This is a genomic window from Thermostichus sp. OS-CIW-30, from assembly GCF_054060215.1.
In genome coordinates this window covers 1-17,837 of the sequence record NZ_JBSSCZ010000027.1, presented here as the reverse complement: position 1 = coordinate 17,837, position 17,837 = coordinate 1, and the positions used below count along the sequence as shown (strand labels likewise).

12 protein-coding genes, 1 tRNA gene and 1 CRISPR repeat array are annotated in these 17,837 nt (G+C 57.8%); of the genes, 8 read left to right on the top strand and 5 right to left on the bottom strand.

Annotation, left to right across the window (positions count from 1 at the left end; translation table 11 throughout):
- Nucleotides 1-2: 2 nt before the first annotated feature.
- Nucleotides 3-527: a GNAT family N-acetyltransferase gene (locus ACVWZF_RS11525; RefSeq protein ID WP_414343795.1), complete on the bottom strand. Its 525-nt coding sequence runs from the start codon at nucleotides 525-527 to the stop codon at nucleotides 3-5.
- 79 nt (nucleotides 528-606) lie between these two features.
- Nucleotides 607-1,531: direct repeats of the CRISPR family, unit length 36 nt; unit sequence GTTTCCAATTTCTAGGGATCCCCCCGAAGGGGGAAC.
- A 356-nt stretch (nucleotides 1,532-1,887) separates the two neighbouring features.
- Between ACVWZF_RS11525 and ACVWZF_RS11520 the strand changes: the two genes are divergently transcribed.
- Nucleotides 1,888-2,952, top strand: a complete 1,065-nt coding sequence (locus tag ACVWZF_RS11520; RefSeq protein ID WP_148202683.1) for a polyamine ABC transporter substrate-binding protein — start codon at nucleotides 1,888-1,890, stop codon at nucleotides 2,950-2,952.
- An 89-nt stretch (nucleotides 2,953-3,041) separates the two neighbouring features.
- Nucleotides 3,042-3,185 carry a chlorophyll a/b-binding protein gene (locus ACVWZF_RS11515; RefSeq protein ID WP_041436191.1) on the top strand — a complete coding sequence of 48 codons (144 nt, stop codon included), beginning with the start codon at nucleotides 3,042-3,044 and terminating at the stop codon, nucleotides 3,183-3,185.
- Nucleotides 3,186-3,367: 182 nt separating this feature from the next.
- Here ACVWZF_RS11515 and ACVWZF_RS11510 read toward each other — a convergent pair whose 3' ends face one another.
- Complete coding sequence (locus ACVWZF_RS11510) at nucleotides 3,368-7,948, bottom strand: GAF domain-containing protein (RefSeq protein ID WP_457411500.1); 4,581 nt, start codon at nucleotides 7,946-7,948, stop codon at nucleotides 3,368-3,370.
- A 469-nt stretch (nucleotides 7,949-8,417) separates the two neighbouring features.
- Between ACVWZF_RS11510 and ACVWZF_RS11505 the strand changes: the two genes are divergently transcribed.
- On the top strand, nucleotides 8,418-8,795 hold the full coding sequence (locus ACVWZF_RS11505; RefSeq protein ID WP_457396270.1) for a hypothetical protein: 378 nt from the start codon (nucleotides 8,418-8,420) through the stop codon (nucleotides 8,793-8,795).
- 134 nt (nucleotides 8,796-8,929) lie between these two features.
- Here ACVWZF_RS11505 and ACVWZF_RS11500 read toward each other — a convergent pair.
- Nucleotides 8,930-9,012 (bottom strand) — tRNA-Leu (locus tag ACVWZF_RS11500).
- A 124-nt stretch (nucleotides 9,013-9,136) separates the two neighbouring features.
- Here ACVWZF_RS11500 and tgt point away from each other — a divergent pair.
- From tgt to ACVWZF_RS11480, 4 genes are all read left to right on the top strand, one after another.
- The gene (tgt, locus tag ACVWZF_RS11495; RefSeq protein WP_457411499.1) at nucleotides 9,137-10,234 is read left to right on the top strand and encodes a tRNA guanosine(34) transglycosylase Tgt; all 1,098 of its coding nucleotides are present in this window, start codon (nucleotides 9,137-9,139) and stop codon (nucleotides 10,232-10,234) included.
- A 120-nt stretch (nucleotides 10,235-10,354) separates the two neighbouring features.
- Entirely contained in the window at nucleotides 10,355-10,966 is a 612-nt protein-coding gene (locus ACVWZF_RS11490) for a hypothetical protein (protein WP_457411498.1), read from the top strand.
- 86 nt (nucleotides 10,967-11,052) lie between these two features.
- Entirely contained in the window at nucleotides 11,053-12,318 is a 1,266-nt protein-coding gene (locus ACVWZF_RS11485; RefSeq protein ID WP_457411496.1) for a hypothetical protein, read from the top strand.
- Nucleotides 12,319-12,324: 6 nt separating this feature from the next.
- Nucleotides 12,325-12,621: a hypothetical protein gene (locus ACVWZF_RS11480; protein ID WP_457388884.1), complete on the top strand. Its 297-nt coding sequence runs from the start codon at nucleotides 12,325-12,327 to the stop codon at nucleotides 12,619-12,621.
- Nucleotides 12,622-12,643: 22 nt separating this feature from the next.
- On the opposite strand, the gene ACVWZF_RS11475 is transcribed toward ACVWZF_RS11480, so the two are convergent.
- Entirely contained in the window at nucleotides 12,644-13,303 is a 660-nt protein-coding gene (locus ACVWZF_RS11475) for an SDR family oxidoreductase (RefSeq protein ID WP_457411494.1), read from the bottom strand.
- A 146-nt stretch (nucleotides 13,304-13,449) separates the two neighbouring features.
- Between ACVWZF_RS11475 and pruA the strand changes: the two genes are divergently transcribed.
- A complete protein-coding gene (gene pruA / locus ACVWZF_RS11470) occupies nucleotides 13,450-16,404 on the top strand; it encodes an L-glutamate gamma-semialdehyde dehydrogenase (RefSeq protein ID WP_457411492.1) in 2,955 nt (984 codons plus the stop codon).
- A gap of 19 nt (nucleotides 16,405-16,423) precedes the next feature.
- Here the strand turns inward: pruA and ACVWZF_RS11465 are convergent, their stop codons facing one another.
- Nucleotides 16,424-17,476: a CsgG/HfaB family protein gene (locus ACVWZF_RS11465; RefSeq protein WP_457411491.1), complete on the bottom strand. Its 1,053-nt coding sequence runs from the start codon at nucleotides 17,474-17,476 to the stop codon at nucleotides 16,424-16,426.
- Nucleotides 17,477-17,837: the final 361 nt, after the last annotated feature.

Genomic DNA, 17,837 nt, shown 5'->3' with positions numbered 1-17,837 from the left:
CGCTAGCGGGGATACCAGAACATGCCTTTGATCCCCTCAGGGTCGGCGGTGAAGCCCAGCCGTTCGTAAAAGCTGACCACTCCCTGATCGGCAAAAAGGGTGATGTTGCTGATGTCTCGGGCGCGCAGCTCGTGGATCACCTTTTCCATCAGCCGCTTGCCCAGACCCCTACCCTGGAAATCGGGATGAACCACCACATCCCAAATGGTGGCATTGAAAGCGTGGTCGGACGTTGCCCGGGCAAAGCCGATGAGGCGACGGTAGCTGCCCCGCTGCTGCCACATCGACACCACCAAAAAGCTGTGCTGCAGGGCTTTTCTCACCTTGTGAATGGGGCGACGCGACCACCCCACCGCATCGCAGAGCTCCTCTAGCTCGTACAGATCCAAGTTGGGATCCAAGCTGAAGAGGATTGTCTCCCCTCGTACCACCACCGTTTCCTGGCGACGGTCGGCCCTAGCTGTTTGCGCCGGCTCTTTGGTTGTAGCAGCTCCTGCTGACCCGAACAGGCCCTTCCAAAAACTCATGTGAATCGCTGCCGAGTGAAAGCTCACCCCTACTTTGGGTGAGCGTGTCCTCAGTATAGCCAGGATCGGTGGCGGAATTGTTTCCAATTTCTAGGGATCCCCCCGAAGGGGGAACCCTGATCGCCTAGCAGAGATAGCTGAGTTTTCCAAGTTTCCAATTTCTAGGGATCCCCCCGAAGGGGGAACTCGAAGTGAAAGCGCCTGGGCGGGAGTTGAACGAGCGCCAGTTTCCAATTTCTAGGGATCCCCCCGAAGGGGGAACAATTGGAGGATGCTCCGATGGTTGAACTCCGTTTGTCGTTTCCAATTTCTAGGGATCCCCCCGAAGGGGGAACTTTAGTGTTCAATACTGCTACTACAAAACACTTTATACGTTTCCAATTTCTAGGGATCCCCCCGAAGGGGGAACTGTCTCAATTTACGTGTCTTCATGACAGCACGTGGTATGTTTCCAATTTCTAGGGATCCCCCCGAAGGGGGAACGTAAAGGGAGAGGAGTTAACTATGGAGATTATCCTGCAGTTTCCAATTTCTAGGGATCCCCCCGAAGGGGGAACTTCACAACGCAAGAACGCTAGAGCACCCAATTGATACGTTTCCAATTTCTAGGGATCCCCCCGAAGGGGGAACGATACACCTGGGTGTCGAGTTGGGGGAGGTTTAGAGGTTTCCAATTTCTAGGGATCCCCCCGAAGGGGGAACAGACTGAGAAGTCACTGCCTGTTCTTCTCCCGAAACCTGTTTCCAATTTCTAGGGATCCCCCCGAAGGGGGAACAAGACAACCATCCGGCAGGATAGCCGGACGGTAGAGAATGGGTTTCCAATTTCTAGGGATCCCCCCGAAGGGGGAACAATACCGCTTAGAATGCACACTACGCGAGGTACCCGACTGTTTCCAATTTCTAGGGATCCCCCCGAAGGGGGAACGTTCCAAGTTGGGCAGTGATGGGTTGCACCCTGTAAGGTAGTTTCCAATTTCTAGGGATCCCCCCGAAGGGGGAACTCCACCCCTATTAAACCCAAGCAGGGCAAGGAATGCAAGACCCATTTGCGAGGGATCCGGAAAAAAGTCGGCAAAAAGAGCTGCGGCGAGGGGGTTTTGGGGCTGGAAAGCCTTGTGGCGCAAGGCATCGAGGGATCCGACGAAAGAATCGGCCTTTGCGGCTTTTGGCGGATCGCTCGCGGAGGCGTTGATACCGTTTGGGTGTTGTCTTGGAAACAAGGGTGAGTACCCGAGCCTCAACCGGAGTTTGCGGGGCTTGGCGATTGCCCAAGGCGTGCCCCCTAGCCGCGGGTGTAGCCGGCTGGGGGATGAAAGCAGATACGATGTTTTCAACTTTTCACAGTCGGAGAAATCTCATGAAAAAGTGGATTGCCTCGGCTACAACCCTACTCTGCTGTGTGCTTGTCCTGGTTTTGTTTTGGCCCCATGTTACCTCTGCCCAGAGGCAGACTCTCAACCTCTACATCTGGTCAGAATACATCGATCCCGACATCCTCACCGCCTTTGAAAAAGCCACCAATAGCCGCGTGCTGGTCAGCGTGTACGAATCCAACGAAGACATGGTGGCCAAACTGCGGGGGGGAGGCACCAGCCAGTACGACATTGTTGTTCCCACCGACTACATTGTGCCCAACATGTTGGAGCTGGGACTGCTGCAGCCTCTCAACAAAGAATTGATCCCCAACCTAAGCAACCTGGGCGAAAAATTTGTCGGCCTGCCCTTTGATCCAGAAAACACCTACACCGCCGCCTATCAGTGGGGCACCACCGGCATTGGCTACCGCAAAGACCGCCTGCCCGAAAACTTTGAACGCTCTTGGGGATTGATTTTCGACCCGCAGCAGCAGTATGGCCCCTTTGTGATGATCGACGAGATGCGCTCCATGATCGGCGCTGCTGCCGTTTACCTGGGCTTCGATATGAACACCACCGTTCGCTCCGAACTGCAGCAGATCCAGCAGCTTTTGATCGACACCAAGCGCCGCAGTGCCGGCCTAATTGGGGGCGTGGGGGGCAAAAACCAACTGGTTTCTGGAACGGCCAATGTAGCCATCGTCTACAGCGGCGATGCCCTGCAAGCTGCCGAAGAAAACCCCAACATCGGCTATTTTGTCCCCCGCGAGGGTGCCCACATTTGGCTGGATGTAATGGCCATTCCCGCCCAGGCCCCCAACCCCGAGCTGGCCAATCGCTTCATCAATTTCATCCTGGATGCTGAAGTCGGCGCTCAACTGAGCAACCACAACCGCTTCGCCACCCCCAACGCTGCAGCTCTGCCCATGATCAACCCAGAAGATCGGCAAAACCCGGCCATCTACCCTGACGAAGAGGCCCTGGCCAAACTCACCTACCTTAAAGTGCTGTCAGGGGAAGAGCTGCGCCTCATCGACGCCCTCTGGACAACCGTGAAAAGCAGCTAGGGATCCCTTGTTAGCTCTCGACATAAAACTTGACAATTTTTAATATCTGAGCCACATTAAAGATGTCACCTGTTGATGGAGCTAAAACCATGGAGAACCAAGAAGCTAAGTTCGGCTTCACTACCTTCGCCGAAAAGTGGAATGGCCGTTTGGCAATGCTGGGCTTTGTGATTGGCGTTGCGACCGAGTTGCTGACCGGCCAAGGGATCCTCTCTCAAATTGGCCTGATGTAATCCCAGTAGACCCAAGACACTGCTGTAGATCTTTGCTGTAGATCTTTACAGGCCTGGCTGCGGCCAGGCTTTTGCATCGCTTCCGAATGCAACAGGCATGAAAATTTCTGCTGCATTGCTTCCTAACTCCCCTCTCTCTGGGAGAGGGGGTGGCCGCGGAAGCGGCGCCGAGCCTTTGGAATCTATCCTTCCAGATCTCGCAAGTACTGGCGGATATCAGCCAAGATGCGTTCTAGGTCTTCTGGGGCCTGGAGAGCGCGTGCCCATTCTAGGTCATGACCACCTTGGGATCCCTGCTGGGCCAGCGCTACCCCCAAGTGCTCCAGCTCGCGGACCACTTGGCAAAAAGCATTAGCTCCCACGTTGGAGCTGGCTCCTTTGAGGCGATGGGCGATCCGCCGCATTCTTTCTGCGTCGTAACCGGCAATGGCTTGGCGCAATTGCGGCAGCTGGTCTTCACAATCTTGGATGAACACCTGCAGCAGCTCCCGCTGAAACCCGCGATCCCCGCCGGAAACCTGATCCAGGTAGGCAGAGTCGATGGGGTAGGGCTGGGTGGGAGAAGAGGGATCCCGGCTCTCGGCGGGGGAAGCTGGAGAGGCTGCTTTAGAAGCGGATCCATTGGAGGATCCTGCTGCAGACTGGGCAATCACCTGGCTCCAGTGGTTGAGCACCCTTTCCAAATCTTCCCTCAGCACCGGCTTGCTGAGATAGTCATCCATGCCTGCCTGCAGGCAGCGCTCCCTATCCTCCTGCATGGCGTTAGCCGTGATGGCAATCACCACTGTGCGGTGGCCGGATCTCCGTTCCTGTTGGCGTAGGCGGCGGGTGGCCTCGTAGCCATCCATCACCGGCATCTGACAATCCATAAGAATGAGGTCGTAGCTGACCTTCTGCAGGAGATCCAACACCTCCTGACCATTGGCCACCACATCGGCCTTGTAGCCCAAACTCTCGAGCTGGCGCAAAGCCACCTTTTGGTTGACGGGGTTATCCTCTGCCAGCAAAATGCGCAGGGACTGCTGGGGTCGGTCGGCCATAGGCGTCGTCTGAGAGAGAGGGGGGCCAATGCCCAAAAGAGAGGTGGAGAGGCCAGAAGATTTCCCCAGGGCCATGGCCAACGCCTCCTGAAGGCGGCTTTGTTTTACCGGCTTAACCAAGTAGGCGGCAAAGCCGATTTCGGCAGCGCGGCGGGAGTGCTCCCCCAGTCCCAGGGAGGTCATCATCACCAGTTGCGTCTCGGCCAGTTGCGGATCTGCCTTGATCCAGCGGCCCAAGGTCTCCCCATCCACCTCTGGCATTTGCATATCCAAAACGGCCAGGGGGAAGGGTCTGCCTTCCCGAACGGCTTGGCGCAGTTTGTCCATAGCCTGATAGGCATTTTCGGCCTCTTCCACCACCATTCCCCAAGCCGCGGCCTGACAGCGCAGGATCTTGCGATTGGTGGCGTTGTCGTCCACCACCAACAGTCGCTTGCCCTGCAGATCCACCGGGATGCGAGCAGAAGGCTGGGCAAGCTGCTGGACGTAGGGCTGCCGCTCCAGAGTCAGCTCGACGCTGAAGGTGCTGCCCTGTCCCTCCTGGCTTTGCAACGAGATGGTTCCCCCCATCAGTTCTGTCAGTTGTTTGCAGATGGCCAAGCCCAGTCCCGTACCTCCGTATTTGCGGGTGGTAGAGGCATCCACCTGGCTAAACGGTTGAAACAGCTTGCTCTGCGCCGCCGCCGGGATCCCGATTCCGGTATCTCTCACCGAGAGCCTGAGGTGGACATGGGTAGCGGTTTCTTGCAGCACCTCTGCTTGGATCACCACCTCCCCCTGGTGGGTAAATTTAATGGCGTTGCTTACCAAATTGTTGAGGATTTGCCGTAGTCGCGAGGCATCTCCCCGCAGATAGCGCGGCACTTCCGGTGGCATGAGCACCGCCAGCTCCAATCCCTTGGCGTGGGCAGTGGGGGCGAAAAGATCCGCCACCTCTTCCAGACACGAGCGGAGATCGAAGTCCAAGATCTCCAGCTCCATTTCTCCGGCCTCCAATTTGGAGAAGTCCAGGATGTCGTTGATGAGGGTGAGCAGGGCATCGCCACTGATGCGGATGGTCTCTACAAAGTCTCGCTGTTCTGCATTGAGGGGGGTCTCCAGCAGCAGGCCCGTCATCCCCAACACCGCGTTCATGGGGGTGCGGATCTCGTGGCTCATGGTGGCTAAGAAGCTGCTTTTGGCCTGTGCAGCCTGCTCAGCTGCTTTGCGGGCCTGCTCCAGCTCCAGGCTGCGCTTTCTCTCCCGTTCCAAAAGGGCTGCCTGGGTGAGGGCAATGCCAATTTGGTTGGCCAACTGCGACAGCAGCTCCATCTCAAACGGCTGCCACTGACGCGGGCCAGAGCACTGGTGGGCCAGCAACAACCCCCACAACTGCTGCTCCAAAAACAGCGGCACCACCAAGTTGGCCCTGACCTGCATTTTTTGCAGCAGCTCTAGGTAACAAGGCTCCAGTCCTTCACTTTCCACATCGCTAACAACGCGAACGCGGCCCTGGCTGTAGAGCTGGGCGTACTTTTCCTGAAAACAGGGATCCTCGATCACCTCTCCCATCAAGGAGGGGATCCCTGGCTGAGTTTTCTCGTTGGAGATGATCCCAGAACCATCCGGCTGGAAGCGGTAGACCAAGACTCGGTCGGCTTTGAGCAGGGCTTGGATTTCTGTTACCGCCGTCTCTAGGATCTCGGCGATATCCAAAGATTCGCGGATCTTCAAGCTGAGATTGGCTAGCAACTGAGCCCGGCGGTTTTGCCGCTCCAATTCTTCTGCCGCTTTCTTCTGCTCGGTAATGTTGCGGAAGATGCCCCGCGTAGCCACCATCACTCCATCTTCAAAGCGGCAGTTGACATTGCCCTCCACCCAAACAGTTTCACCAGTGGCCGTGAGGAAAGCTGTCTCTACCCTCTCCAGTTTCTCCCCTGCTAGAAGCTTCTGGAAAAGAGCCTGGCAGTGCTCCCGGCAGTCGGGATGGAGAATGTCGAAGAGGGTCATTTGATAAACTTGAGCTTCGTCATAGCCCAAGGTCTCTTTCCAAGCGCGGTTGACATATAAAAAGTGCCCTTCAGCATCCACGCTCTGGATGAGGTCAGTGGCATTTTCAAAGAGATCCCGGTAGCGCTCTTCGCTTTCTTTCAAGGCCAGCTCCGCCAGCTTGCGGTCGGTGATGTCGATGCCGGTGCCCATGACAAACTCCACCTCGCCGGCAGCGTTGATTAGGGCGGTGTTAGACCAAGAAATAAGCCGCAGTGCCCCTTGCTTGGTGCGCCAAAAATTCTCATGGCGATTCAAAAAGAGGGAATGATTGCCCTTGAGCTGTTCAAAAGCTTGCTTCACACCAGGCACATCTTCCGGCGGGATCAAACCCAAATCCCACAGCAGCCGGTTCTTAACTTCTGCCAGCGAGTAGCCAGAAAGCTGCTCGGCAGCGCGGTTGAAGCGCAGGATACGCCCTTCTGGATCCATGACCACCACCAGCGCCCCTGCCGTATCGATAACCGCGTTGGTAAAATCCCGCTCTTGCTTGAGGGATCGTTCTGCCTCTTCCCGCTCGGCAGTCTCCCGGCGGATGAGGAAGTAAACCGAGGCCAAAACCAGGTAAGTAAAAATGAGCCCGCCAAAAGCAATGAGATTGGTTCTAACCCAGGCAAACTGAAATTCCTGGCTGCGTTGCTGCAGAAGGCGATTTTCCTCCTGCTGGAGCACCAGGATCAAATCGGCAATTTGCTCCACCAACCTTGGCCCTTCGCTGCTTTCCAGGGCTTCCTGGGTGGCGAGTAGCCCCTCTTGCTCCCTCAGCCGGATCAAGTCTTGGATGACTCGTAGCCGTTGCTCCAGCAGCAGCTCTAGGCGCTTCAGGCGCTCTTGCTGCAGGGGGTTGTCGACAGTCAGTTCCTGCAGCAGGCGCAGACGGGTAGAGATTGCTTCAAGGCTGTCTTGGTACTCACCGAGGTAGCGAGGATTATCGGTCAGAAGATAGCCACGTTTACCGGCCTCGGCGGCGCGGGTTTCCGCCAGCAATCCTTCCAAGTTTTGGATCACTTTTAGAGTGTGGGCCACTCGTTCTGTAAGCTGCGGCAGTTGAGAGGCATTCCGCTGAGCTGAGTAGGTGATCCCGCCCAAAAGCAAGGCAGCCAGGCCAAAACCGGCGGTAACTTTGAGGAGAAAGCGGTTTTTGCGGGCAGGTTTAGTATCCCCCGACTTAGGCAGCAGAGGCGTCTGAGCCAGTTCCCTCAAAGTACGGCGCAGCTCCAGTTGGGCCACCACCTGATGGGCCAGGGCTTGTAATTGCTCCAGTTGTTCTGGGGTCAGGTGCCGAGGCTGATAATCGACAACGCAAAGCGTGCCCAGGGCTTGCCCTTCTGGAGTTACCAAGGGAATGCCAGCGTAAAAGCGAATGTGGGGCTCTTGAGCGACAAACGGGTTATCGGCAAAGCGCGGATCCTGAGTGGCATCGGGCACCACCAGCGGCTCTTTAGGCGACAAGATGGCGTGGGCGCAGAAGGCCACATCCCGGGGAGTCTCCTGCACATCGACGCCGAATTTGGCTTTAAACCACTGGCGGTGTTCGTCGATAAGGCTGACCAGAGCAATGGGCGTGCCGCAGATGTAGGCGGCAAGGCGGACGAGTTCGTCAAAGCTGTTCTCAGGAGCGGTGTCCAAAATCTGATACTGCCGCAGGGCAGCCAGCCGCTGCTCTTCGTTGGGAGGGAGGGGGGCCTTAGGCATAGGTCAAACTAAGCGGAGAGAAAGGGATCCCGATCCACCGATCTCGGAGGTCGATAGTCTCAAGGTAAAAGAGGTAACCCCAGCATAACTTCCAAGCCTCTCCACCGGAAGCTACAGGGATCCGATCCCCAAACCAGCTTCCCGTTGGTTCAGTTCGCTACATTTTCACCACGCCTGCGTCAGCTACTCTAGCTCCTGCAAACGAGCCAAAATAAGGGTCTGAGCCGTGGCCCGTCCAGAGCCGCCGCGGGCAGAAGGGAAAAAGACTTACCGGATCCCAGTTTCAGTATTTATACTGATGTCAAAGATGAGAAAGCTCAATAAGCTTCCTCTGATGCATTTGGTTTCACTCATCCTATAAATAATCAAATCCTAACATTTTTAAGCAAGCTTCGAGTTGAAATTTCTCAACGGAAGGCTTACTATTCAAAAGAGAGACGAGCTTTGTAAAGGGGGAATACTCTCAGTCATGCAAAAACTCCAAGACAGTTTGGTAAAAGCTCTGAGCATCGATGGAGCACTGGGGGTGGCGCTGGGGGACTGGAAAACAGGGATGTGCTTGGGATATAAGGGCACCAACAGCCCCGCTTTTCCTGAAGCTAACTTGGAGCTGGCAATCGCCGGAAACACAGAAGTGATTCGCGCTAAGATGCGAGTCGCGGAGTCACTTAAGTTCACCGACAGAATTGAAGAGATTTTAATCATCCTGGAAACTCAGTACCATCTAGTGCGTACGCTTAAAACCATAAACGGCCTATTTTTCTACCTAGCCTTAGACCGAGAAAAAGGGAACTTAGCTCTTGCCCGCATTAAACTCAGTCAAATTGAGAGCGAATTGACCCTCTAAGGGCAACTTGAAAGAGATGAAGCATCACGGCGAGCAGGGAGTCTAATTTGGCCGTGGAGCTACACCCCCAATACTTATCCTTGGCCGACAGGGCATGTCGGCATAGCTTAACCTAAGTGTTGAAGGAAAGAGAGTGCGGAACCGGGGACTTGAACCCCGATGGCATTGCTGCCACTAGAACCTGAATCTAGCGCGTCTACCATTCCGCCAGTTCCGCGGCGATCTACAAGTGTGCCCAAAGCAGGGGATCCCTGTCAAGGCTGGCAAAAGGGATCCCTTGCCGGCGGCTCTATCTGTGCTAAGCTCTGCTGCGCACAAGATTAAAGCCGATAACGCTGACCTTGGCCGACTTTACCTTCACCTGCGAGGGCACCTGCCCCCATACCCAAGCGCGGGCAGGATACTTCGTCACCCCCCACGGTGGGATCCCAACCCCTTGCTTTATGCCGGTGGGAACTTTGGCCAACGTGAAAACCCTCACCCCGGCTCAGCTCAAGGAGACAGGTGCCCACATCATCCTCAGCAACACCTATCATCTCCACCTGCAACCTGGCGAAAGCATCATTCAGGCGGCAGGGGGGCTACACCGCTTTATGGGCTGGTCGGGCCCCATCCTCACCGATTCAGGCGGCTTTCAGGTCTTTAGCCTTAGCGCCATTCGCCAAATTAACGAGGAGGGAGTGACGTTTCGCTCGCCCCGCGATGGCCGAACGATCCACTTCACCCCAGAGCTATCCATCCAGATTCAAAACGCCCTGGGGGCCGACATCATCATGGCCTTCGACGAGTGCCCGCCCTACCCTGCCAGCCCTGAGGAAGTGGAAGCAGCAGTGCGGCGAACCACCCAATGGCTGAAGCGCTGCGTGGAAGCCCATCGCCGCTCGGATCAGGCTTTGTTTGGCATTGTGCAGGGGGGAGTTTACCCTGAGCTGCGCCGGCGGGCGGTGGAAGAGGTCTGTCGGTTGGATCTGCCGGGCTATGCCATTGGCGGGGTGAGTGTGGGGGAGCCGGTCGAGTTTATGCACGCCGTTGTGCGGCAAACAGCCCCTCTACTGCCGGCAGATCGCCCCCGTTATCTCATGGGGGTGGGCACCTATGCCGAGATGCGCGCTGCTGTGGCCGCCGGAGTGGATTTGTTTGACTGCGTGATCCCCACCCGCTATGCCCGCCATGGCACGGTGATCAGCCGGGGCAAACGCTGGAACATCAAAAATGCCGAGCACCGCCGCAGCCTGGATCCCATCGATCCCGACTGTCCCTGCTACACCTGCCGCCACTTCAGCCGAGCCTACTTGTGTCACCTCATCCGCGCGCAAGAGATCCTGGGCTACACTCTGCTTTCTATCCACAACATCACTGAGCTAGTGCGCTACATGCAGAAAATGCGCCAGGCCATCCTGGAAGGTAAGTTTCACGAAAATTGGGATCCCTGGAGCTAAGCCGGCCGGGAGATTTGTCTGGAAGCAGCTGATCCATTTTGGTAGAATAAGTACATGGGATAGTACGTGCATGTACGTGCATTTAAGCTATCCCATGTAGCCGCAGGAAGGAGTCAGATCATGGCTATCCGAACCCTCAGCAGCGTGATTGAACAGCACATCGCCGGCCTTCCGGGCTTGATTGCTGTTTTGATAGGGCGGGCCACTGATGGTGCTACAGTAGCCAAAGTAACCTACGTCAGCGATTCCCAAGAGGAGCAAGCCCTAGAACGTTTGGGCACCTACGCCGGCGACCTAGTCCAGGCCAACAGTCGTCTATGCCAGCTTGTCAGCTCTGACCAAGAGGCGGACTACCTTTTGGCCGGCACTTCGGCGTTGCGGGTTGTCATCAAAGCGTTTCCCAGAAGCCCCTACTTTGTGTTACTCCTGACCCGTTCCATCACCGACCTCAGAGCCATTTCAGAGCGCATCAAAGCCATTCTGATTGACGGAAAGCCGCTACTGCCCCCTGTGCAGGACAGCACCATGTCTTTGGCTCAGGCTCTGATGGACTATGCCAAGCGCTACGCTCCGGATCCCAACTTTGTGGCTCTGCGCCTGTCTTTGAAAACGGGCCTAGACCGCAACCGTCTCGAAAAGGGCGCCCTGAGCCGTCAGGAGCTGCGCATTCTCTACAAAGCAGTGGCAGATCTCTTGGGCCGAGAGCGCCTGCCTATTGCCATGCCGGTCTGAGTAGTCGAGAATAGCTGGCGAGGTTTGTCTGAGGGCAGTTGCTGCGCTTGTGGGATCCCCTATTGTTTATCTGAGTTCACTTGCCTATGCTTGAGCATCTACATCTCGACCGCGACCGTAAGCTCATCTCCCTGTTTGGAGAGCCGGTTATCTTCCACTGCCATCACTACAACCTCTTCCTGCAGCAGACTATTGAAGATCCCGACTGGATCGATGGAGTGGGAATTCTGCGCACCGCAGCCCAGGAGATCTTTTACAGTCTTCTGTACGGAGCTTTCAAGGCTCTTGGCATTCAGGAGACCCAAGAGCGCCTGGCAGTAGCAGCTCAGATCTTCAGTTTTTTAGGATTTGGGCGGCTGGCGTTTGAGGTGACACCTTCAGGCGGGGAAGTGCAGCTTACCCATTCTCACTATGCAGAAGGTTGGCTGAGCAAGTACGGGGATCAGGTCAACCGCACACGTCCCATTGACCACTTGGCGGTGGGCTATGTGGCGGCAGCTCTGGATGCCACGTTTGGCGAGCTGGGAAGCTACGGGGCAGAAGAAACGGAGTGTATGGCCGTTACGCGCAAGGATCACTGCGTGATCCAGGCCACTCGGCTGCCGCGGCCCCAGTTGTTGACTCCCAGTCCAGGGATGGGCAAGTTGATCGAGCAGCCGCTCCAGTTCCCCCGGCCCACAACAGCAGTGGACTACGATGCGGTCAACGAAGCTCTGTGGGGCTTGCCTTTGGCCGGAGATGAGCGGGGGCAAATTCGCGCGTTTAACGTGTTGCTAACGCGCATGCCTGCCAACTACTGCAACCGCATTCAATATCGCTTTTTACAGGAGCTGAAGGCGGTGCAGGCTGAGCTGATGGGGGTGGGGGAAGCTCTCATCCGCGAGTCGGGGCATGTTTGTGTCTTCTACACCTTCGGCAACATCATGGAATCGGTGGAGTGGGAAACCCTGGTGGGGCCAATGCTGGAGAAGGACACGGACTGGATCCACGGCGGCTATGCGGTGGCCAGCAGCCTGGGGTGGGGTCGCTGGCAGGCTTTGGAGGTGGTGAGCGGCCAGTCTTGCCGGGTGGCCATTGATGGCAACTACGAAGCCAACTACTTTTTGGCTTCCTACCCACGGGCAGAAGATCCCGCCTGCTATTTTGCTCAAGGGGCGGTGCCGGCGATAATGAATCTGGTCTACAACGGCAACATCCAGCAGAAGCCGGTTTTGGATCAAGTCTTCTACAACCGCCTCTTCCAGCGGGGTGGGCTCTTCCACGGCCAGGAGACCAAAGCCAGAGAGCAAGGGGATCCCTGGTGCGAGTTCTACGCCGCTCGCGTCAGCGGGACGGAGTCCTTGCGGATGTAGGGATCCATGCAGGTGCGTGTCCTCAGGCGGCGGGAGTGTGGGGCTGGGTGGGCCACTGACCTGCTGCTGCCGCGCTGCCTTGCCTGGTCAGAGGTAGAAGCTCTGGCCCAGGAATGGGGGGCTGCCTGTCGCTGTTTTCAAGGGCAACTGGTGTGGCTGGATCTGCCCTCAGGCCGGATTACGGCTTCACTGCGGGTGCCCCGCCTGACGTTGCGACTCCACGATGCTAACGCTGAGGCGCGGATCCTAGATCGCTTGCAGCAGTTGGCGAAGTCTGCTGATTCCAAGGCAGAGGAGAGTTGAGGGCAAGCCTGGCGCGAACATCCTATCCTGCCATGGCAAAGAGGGCGCTCCAGTCGCGGTTGGGCACACCCGGCTTGGCGATGATCTCAAGGATGCGATTTTGGGCGGCGGGCTGGAATAAACTTTCGACGGCCACTTGGGCTACTTTCGTGCGGGGGATGCTGCCGTCAAAGAGGGTATCCGCCTTGGATAGGACAATGCCATCGTCGTTGTCTTGGTTTTTTAGGCCCCCCGGTCGAACGATGGTGTAGGTGAGGCCGCTCTTTTGCAAGTATTCTTCTGCCCGTTTTTTCCACACTAGGATCAGCCAAAACAAATTGAGGGGGTGGAACAACTGAGACACGCACAGAGAAGAAATCAAAACAAAGTGTTGGATCCCTTTGGCTTTGGCCACATCGACCAGGTTCTTGGTGCCTTCATAATCCACTCGGTAGGGCTGAAAGGGATCCCAACTGGGCCTGGCCCCAGTGGCACAGAACACCACCGTGCATCCTTCCATGCCCGTCTCCAGCGTGGCCGGATCCAGCACATCCCCCACCACCACTTCCGCTTCGGGGGGCAGAACTCGAGCGGCCAGCTCGCGGCTGCGCACCAGCGCCCGCACTCGGATGCCGCGGCCCACCAACTCTTTGACAATGCGGCGTCCGGTTTCTCCTGTAGCCCCTGCAACAAAAGCCTGCATAAGTTTCTCCTGCAAAGCTGCTTATACCCGGCGTAGCTATTCGAGGATTTGCGGTGGCCCCATCTGCCATTATCTTCCCAAAATCGGCCTCAGGTTCCATCCTTTCCATGACAGGATGGTAGGGATCCCGCCCCCCGGTGCATCAGATGGTTGCCCAAGCTGCTCCTACTGCCTACGAGGCCCAAACCCAAGCTCTCGCCCAATCTCTGTTCGCCTCTCTTTCGGGAGAGAAGAGATCCCTGCTGGCCCAGTGGCGAGATCAACTGCGCTGGGAGGACAAGCTGCTGGCCTGGGCGATGGAGAACCCCCACCTGCGCACCCAGTTGTTCCGCTTGATCGATGTCTTGCCCAGCTTGAAAAGCAAGGCTGAGGTGGCCCGCCATTTGCAGGAGTATCTTTCAGATCCGGCGGTGGAATTGCCGGGAATGCTGAAAAGCCTGCTCAACTTTGCAGACCCCGACTCCCTGCCAGGGCAGTTGGCTGCCACCACCCTAACCGCTGCCGTGGAAGCCTTGGCCCGTCGCTACATTGCCGGAGAAACCCTGCAACAAGTCAGCAAAACTCTGGAAGCTTTGCACCGGCAGGGTATGGCTTTCACCCTGGATTTGCTGGGGGAAGCCGTCATCACCGAAGCGGAAGCCCAATCCTACCTGGATCGCTATCTGCAGGTGATGGAGCATTTGGCAAAGATGGTCAAAACCTGGCCACAACCGCAGCCTGTGCCGCAAGTGTCGGTGAAGCTGACAGCCTTCTATTCCCAGTTCGATCCCATCGATCCCCTGGGGGCCAAAGCCAAAGTGGGGGAACGGATTCGCGTCCTGTTGCGCCGGGCAGAAGCTCTGGGAGTCGGGATCCATTTCGACATGGAGCAGTACCGCTACAAATCCCTCACCCTGGCCATTTTGCAGGAGCTGCTGCTGGAGCCGGAGTTCCGAGGCCGCACCGACGTTGGCCTGACGCTGCAGGCCTACCTGCGGGATAGCTACACCGATCTGCAAAACCTGATCGCCTGGGCCAAAGAGCGGGGATCCCCGGTGACGGTGCGCTTGGTCAAGGGGGCCTACTGGGATCAAGAGACCATCCTGGCGGCGCAAAAGCACTGGCCACAGCCGGTTTACAACAGCAAGTCTGCTACCGACGCCAACTTCGAGCGCATGACCCAGCTTTTGTTGGAGCACCACACCCATCTCCACGCCGCCATCGCCAGCCACAATGTGCGCTCTCAGGCCAAAGCCATCGCCATTGCCCAAGCCCTGGAGGTGCCCCAGTCTGCTTTTGAACTGCAGGTGCTCTATGGCATGGCCGATCCCCTGGCCAAGGCCTTGGTGCAGAAGGGACAGCGGGTGCGGGTGTACTGCCCCTACGGGGAGCTGCTGCCGGGTATGGCCTACCTGATCCGGCGTTTGCTGGAAAACACCGCCAACACCTCTTTCCTGCGGCAAAGCGTTCAGGGCTACAACCCCGAGCAGCTGTTGGCCCCGCCGGTCTTGGACGAGGGATCCGTTTTCCAGGCTCCTTCTCTCTCGTTTGCCGCCGCTCCCGACACCGATTTCAGCCAGCCCCAGCAGCGGGATCCCTTTTTTCAGGCATTGGACGAGATCCGGCCTCAACTGGGTCAGAGGGTTCAGCCCTGGATTGCCGGAGAATATCGCCCCACTCGACAAGCGATGCTCTCCCTCAACCCTGCGGATCCTGAACAGGTGGTGGCGGAAATTGGGTTGACCGAGCCGGAACAGGTGGAGCAAGCCTTGGCAGCGGCCCAAGCCAGCTTCCCCAGCTGGAGGCGCACCCCCGTTGCCGTGAGGGCGGGGATCCTGCGGCGGGTGGCGGAGCAAATCGAAGCCCAGCGGGCGGAGCTGGCTGCCTGGATGGTGCTGGAGGTGGGCAAGCCCATTGCCCAGGCCGATGGGGAAGTTTCCGAGGCCATCGATTTTTGCCGCTACTACGCCCAACAGATGGAGGCTCTGGAGCGGGGACGGGAGTGCAACCTGCCCGGCGAAACCAACCATTACCACTACCAGCCCCGCGGTGTGGCGGTGGTGATCGCCCCCTGGAACTTCCCCCTCTCCATCCCCTGTGGCATGACAGCGGCGGCTTTGGTGGCCGGAAACTGCGTGCTCCTCAAACCGGCGGAGCAATCTTCGCTGATCGCGGCCAAGCTGGCGGGCTTTATCCTCAAGGCCCTTGCCGAAGCTGGGATCCCGGAGGGTGTTTTTCAATTCCTGCCGGGGGTGGGCGAAGCCATTGGCCCCCTGTTGGTTCAAGACTGGCGGGTGCACCTGATTGCCTTCACCGGATCCCAGGCGGTGGGCTGCCAAATCCTCGCCCAAGCCGCGCAACTGCAGCCGGGCCAGCACCACATCAAACGGGTCATTGCCGAGATGGGGGGCAAAAACGCCATCCTCATCGACGAAAGCGCCGACCTGGATCAGGCGGTCAAAGGAGTGGTCAACTCCGCCTTTGGCTACAGTGGCCAGAAATGCTCCGCCTGCTCGCGGGCAATCGTTTTGCAGTCCATTCACGACCTGTTCTTGGGTCGGCTCATCGAGGCGGTGCGCTCTTTAAATGTGGGGGATCCGGCCCACCCCGGCACCCAAGTTGGCCCGATCATCGATGCAGAAGCCCAAGCTCGCCTGCACCAGGCCATTCAATCGGCTAAGGCTGATGCCCGCCTCGACCTCAGCCTGCCCGTGCCGGAAAAAGGCTACTTCGTCGGCCCCACTGTGTTCAGCCAGGTGGATCCTCAGTCAGAGCTGGCGCAGCGGGAGCTGTTTGGCCCGGTTTTGGCGGTGATCTCAGCGCCGGACTTTTCTTCTGCTCTGCAGATGGCCAATGCCACCCCCTACGCCCTCACCGGCGGTCTCTACAGCCGCACCCCTTCCCACATTCAACAGGCTCGCCAGGACTTTGCCGTCGGCAACCTCTACATCAACCGCGAGATCACCGGGGCGTTGGTGGAGCGGCAGCCCTTCGGCGGCTTCAAGCTCTCCGGCGTGGGATCCAAAGCCGGCAGCCCCGACTACCTGCTGCAATTTTTAGAGCCGCGCACCGTAACCGAAAACACGCAACGGCAGGGCTTTGCTCCCCTCGAGGGATCCTGAGGATAGGGCTTGGGAAAGCTCATTGGACAGGCTTGGCCACATCCCCAACCTTGAAGCCTGCCCCGCTGAGAATGCGTCCCACACTGGAGCTGTCATCCACCTCCGTCAGTTGGACCTGTCCGGCTGGCTCAGTCAATTTGCGCAAGACTGTCCCCGTGGCCGGATCCTTCACCTCGCGGACGACGCGCTCCACAGAAAGAATCAATCCCACCCGATAGCCATCGCGGCTGCCCTTGTTCAGGATCACCTGGTTGCCGTAGACATCCGCCACCAAGGCGTCAACCGTTGGCAGAGAGCGAGGCTGAGCTGCCAAGCGCCCGGCAAAACCGGCCAACTGCTGGGCAATTTGCTCCACCGCTTGTTGGCTTGCCAATACCAACAGCTTCTCTTCGTTGCTGGTGGCGGATCCCCCGCCAAAGCCGGCAACCGTGACCGTGCTATCCGACTGGCTGGCGTTGCCTTTGCCCTCGACCACGGCCAAGATCTCGGCAGTACTGGTGCTCACCAAGCGGGCATTCAGCTGCACGTTGGCATCGGCATCCACTGACTCAGCGCCCACCGCCAGCGGGAAGCTGCCGAAGGGAGTTAAGACCGGTGCCCCACCCCCAGAACGGCGCACAGACACATCAAACTGGGTCACACTGCCGAGGATCACCGCATCGACCCCCAGGATCCGGCCTACCTGAGCAGCGGTGTTGGCATCCAGTCGACCGGATAGACCCAGGTTCTGCTCGGCCAAGATCGCGTCCAGCCGCGAGCGCTCGATGACGGAAAAGGTGCCATCTCTCACCAGCCGATCCACCAACAGGTCGCTCACCCCCCGAGAAGCCTCGCGGAAGCTGTAGGGATTGCTGAGGCTGCTGAAATCAAAGTCCAAGACTGCAATCCGAGGACGGGATGTGGGTTGCGGCGCTTGTCCCACCTGTCTGGGGGCAGAGAGGGTGCAGCGAATGTCTTGGGGAAATTGCTGGCAGAGGGCTGGATTGGCGGATTGGGCCACCACCGGGATCCCTGTCCAACTGAGGCTCACCAGAGGGATCCCGAACAGCAAGATGGAAGAGAGGTTGCGCATGGTTAAACGATCTCCTAGATCTGGGAAGTGGCCACAGTTACTCTCAGCTTGCACCCAAAAGAGCTTCAGGGCGGTGACCGGTATCACCTGGCAGCTAAGGGCTAAGGATCCTGACGTCGCCTGTTCCCAGAAGATGCCCTACACTCTACCGACTACAAGGTTGTTGAAAAAAGGGATTGAGAAGGTTTGTATAGGAGAGTTGACAAATCTCAACCCTGTTGAGCAAAGGTACTCGCTCTCTGCAATTGACATCCTCCCCGGCCTTTAGGCCGGAGATTCCTACCACGCTACGCATGGATGGCTCCTTGCGCAGTCGTCTCGGCGGGTTCCTGCTTCCGACCGCCCGTGCAGTTCGATCCAC

Bases quoted from the DNA above. Each gene is read 5' to 3' on its own strand.
- ACVWZF_RS11525 (WP_414343795.1), bottom strand. From the start codon at position 527: ATGAGTTTTTGGAAGGGCCTGTTCGGGTCAGCAGGAGCTGCTACAACC.
- ACVWZF_RS11485 (WP_457411496.1), top strand. From the start codon at position 11,053: ATGCTTGAGCATCTACATCTCGACCGCGACCGTAAGCTCATCTCCCTG.
- pruA (WP_457411492.1), top strand. From the start codon at position 13,450: ATGGTTGCCCAAGCTGCTCCTACTGCCTACGAGGCCCAAACCCAAGCT.
- ACVWZF_RS11465 (WP_457411491.1), bottom strand. From the start codon at position 17,476: ATGCGCAACCTCTCTTCCATCTTGCTGTTCGGGATCCCTCTGGTGAGC.
- ACVWZF_RS11490 (WP_457411498.1), top strand. From the start codon at position 10,355: ATGGCTATCCGAACCCTCAGCAGCGTGATTGAACAGCACATCGCCGGC.
- ACVWZF_RS11515 (WP_041436191.1), top strand. From the start codon at position 3,042: ATGGAGAACCAAGAAGCTAAGTTCGGCTTCACTACCTTCGCCGAAAAG.
- ACVWZF_RS11505 (WP_457396270.1), top strand. From the start codon at position 8,418: ATGCAAAAACTCCAAGACAGTTTGGTAAAAGCTCTGAGCATCGATGGA.
- ACVWZF_RS11475 (WP_457411494.1), bottom strand. From the start codon at position 13,303: ATGCAGGCTTTTGTTGCAGGGGCTACAGGAGAAACCGGACGCCGCATT.
- ACVWZF_RS11480 (WP_457388884.1), top strand. From the start codon at position 12,325: ATGCAGGTGCGTGTCCTCAGGCGGCGGGAGTGTGGGGCTGGGTGGGCC.
- ACVWZF_RS11520 (WP_148202683.1), top strand. From the start codon at position 1,888: ATGAAAAAGTGGATTGCCTCGGCTACAACCCTACTCTGCTGTGTGCTT.
- ACVWZF_RS11510 (WP_457411500.1), bottom strand. From the start codon at position 7,948: ATGCCTAAGGCCCCCCTCCCTCCCAACGAAGAGCAGCGGCTGGCTGCC.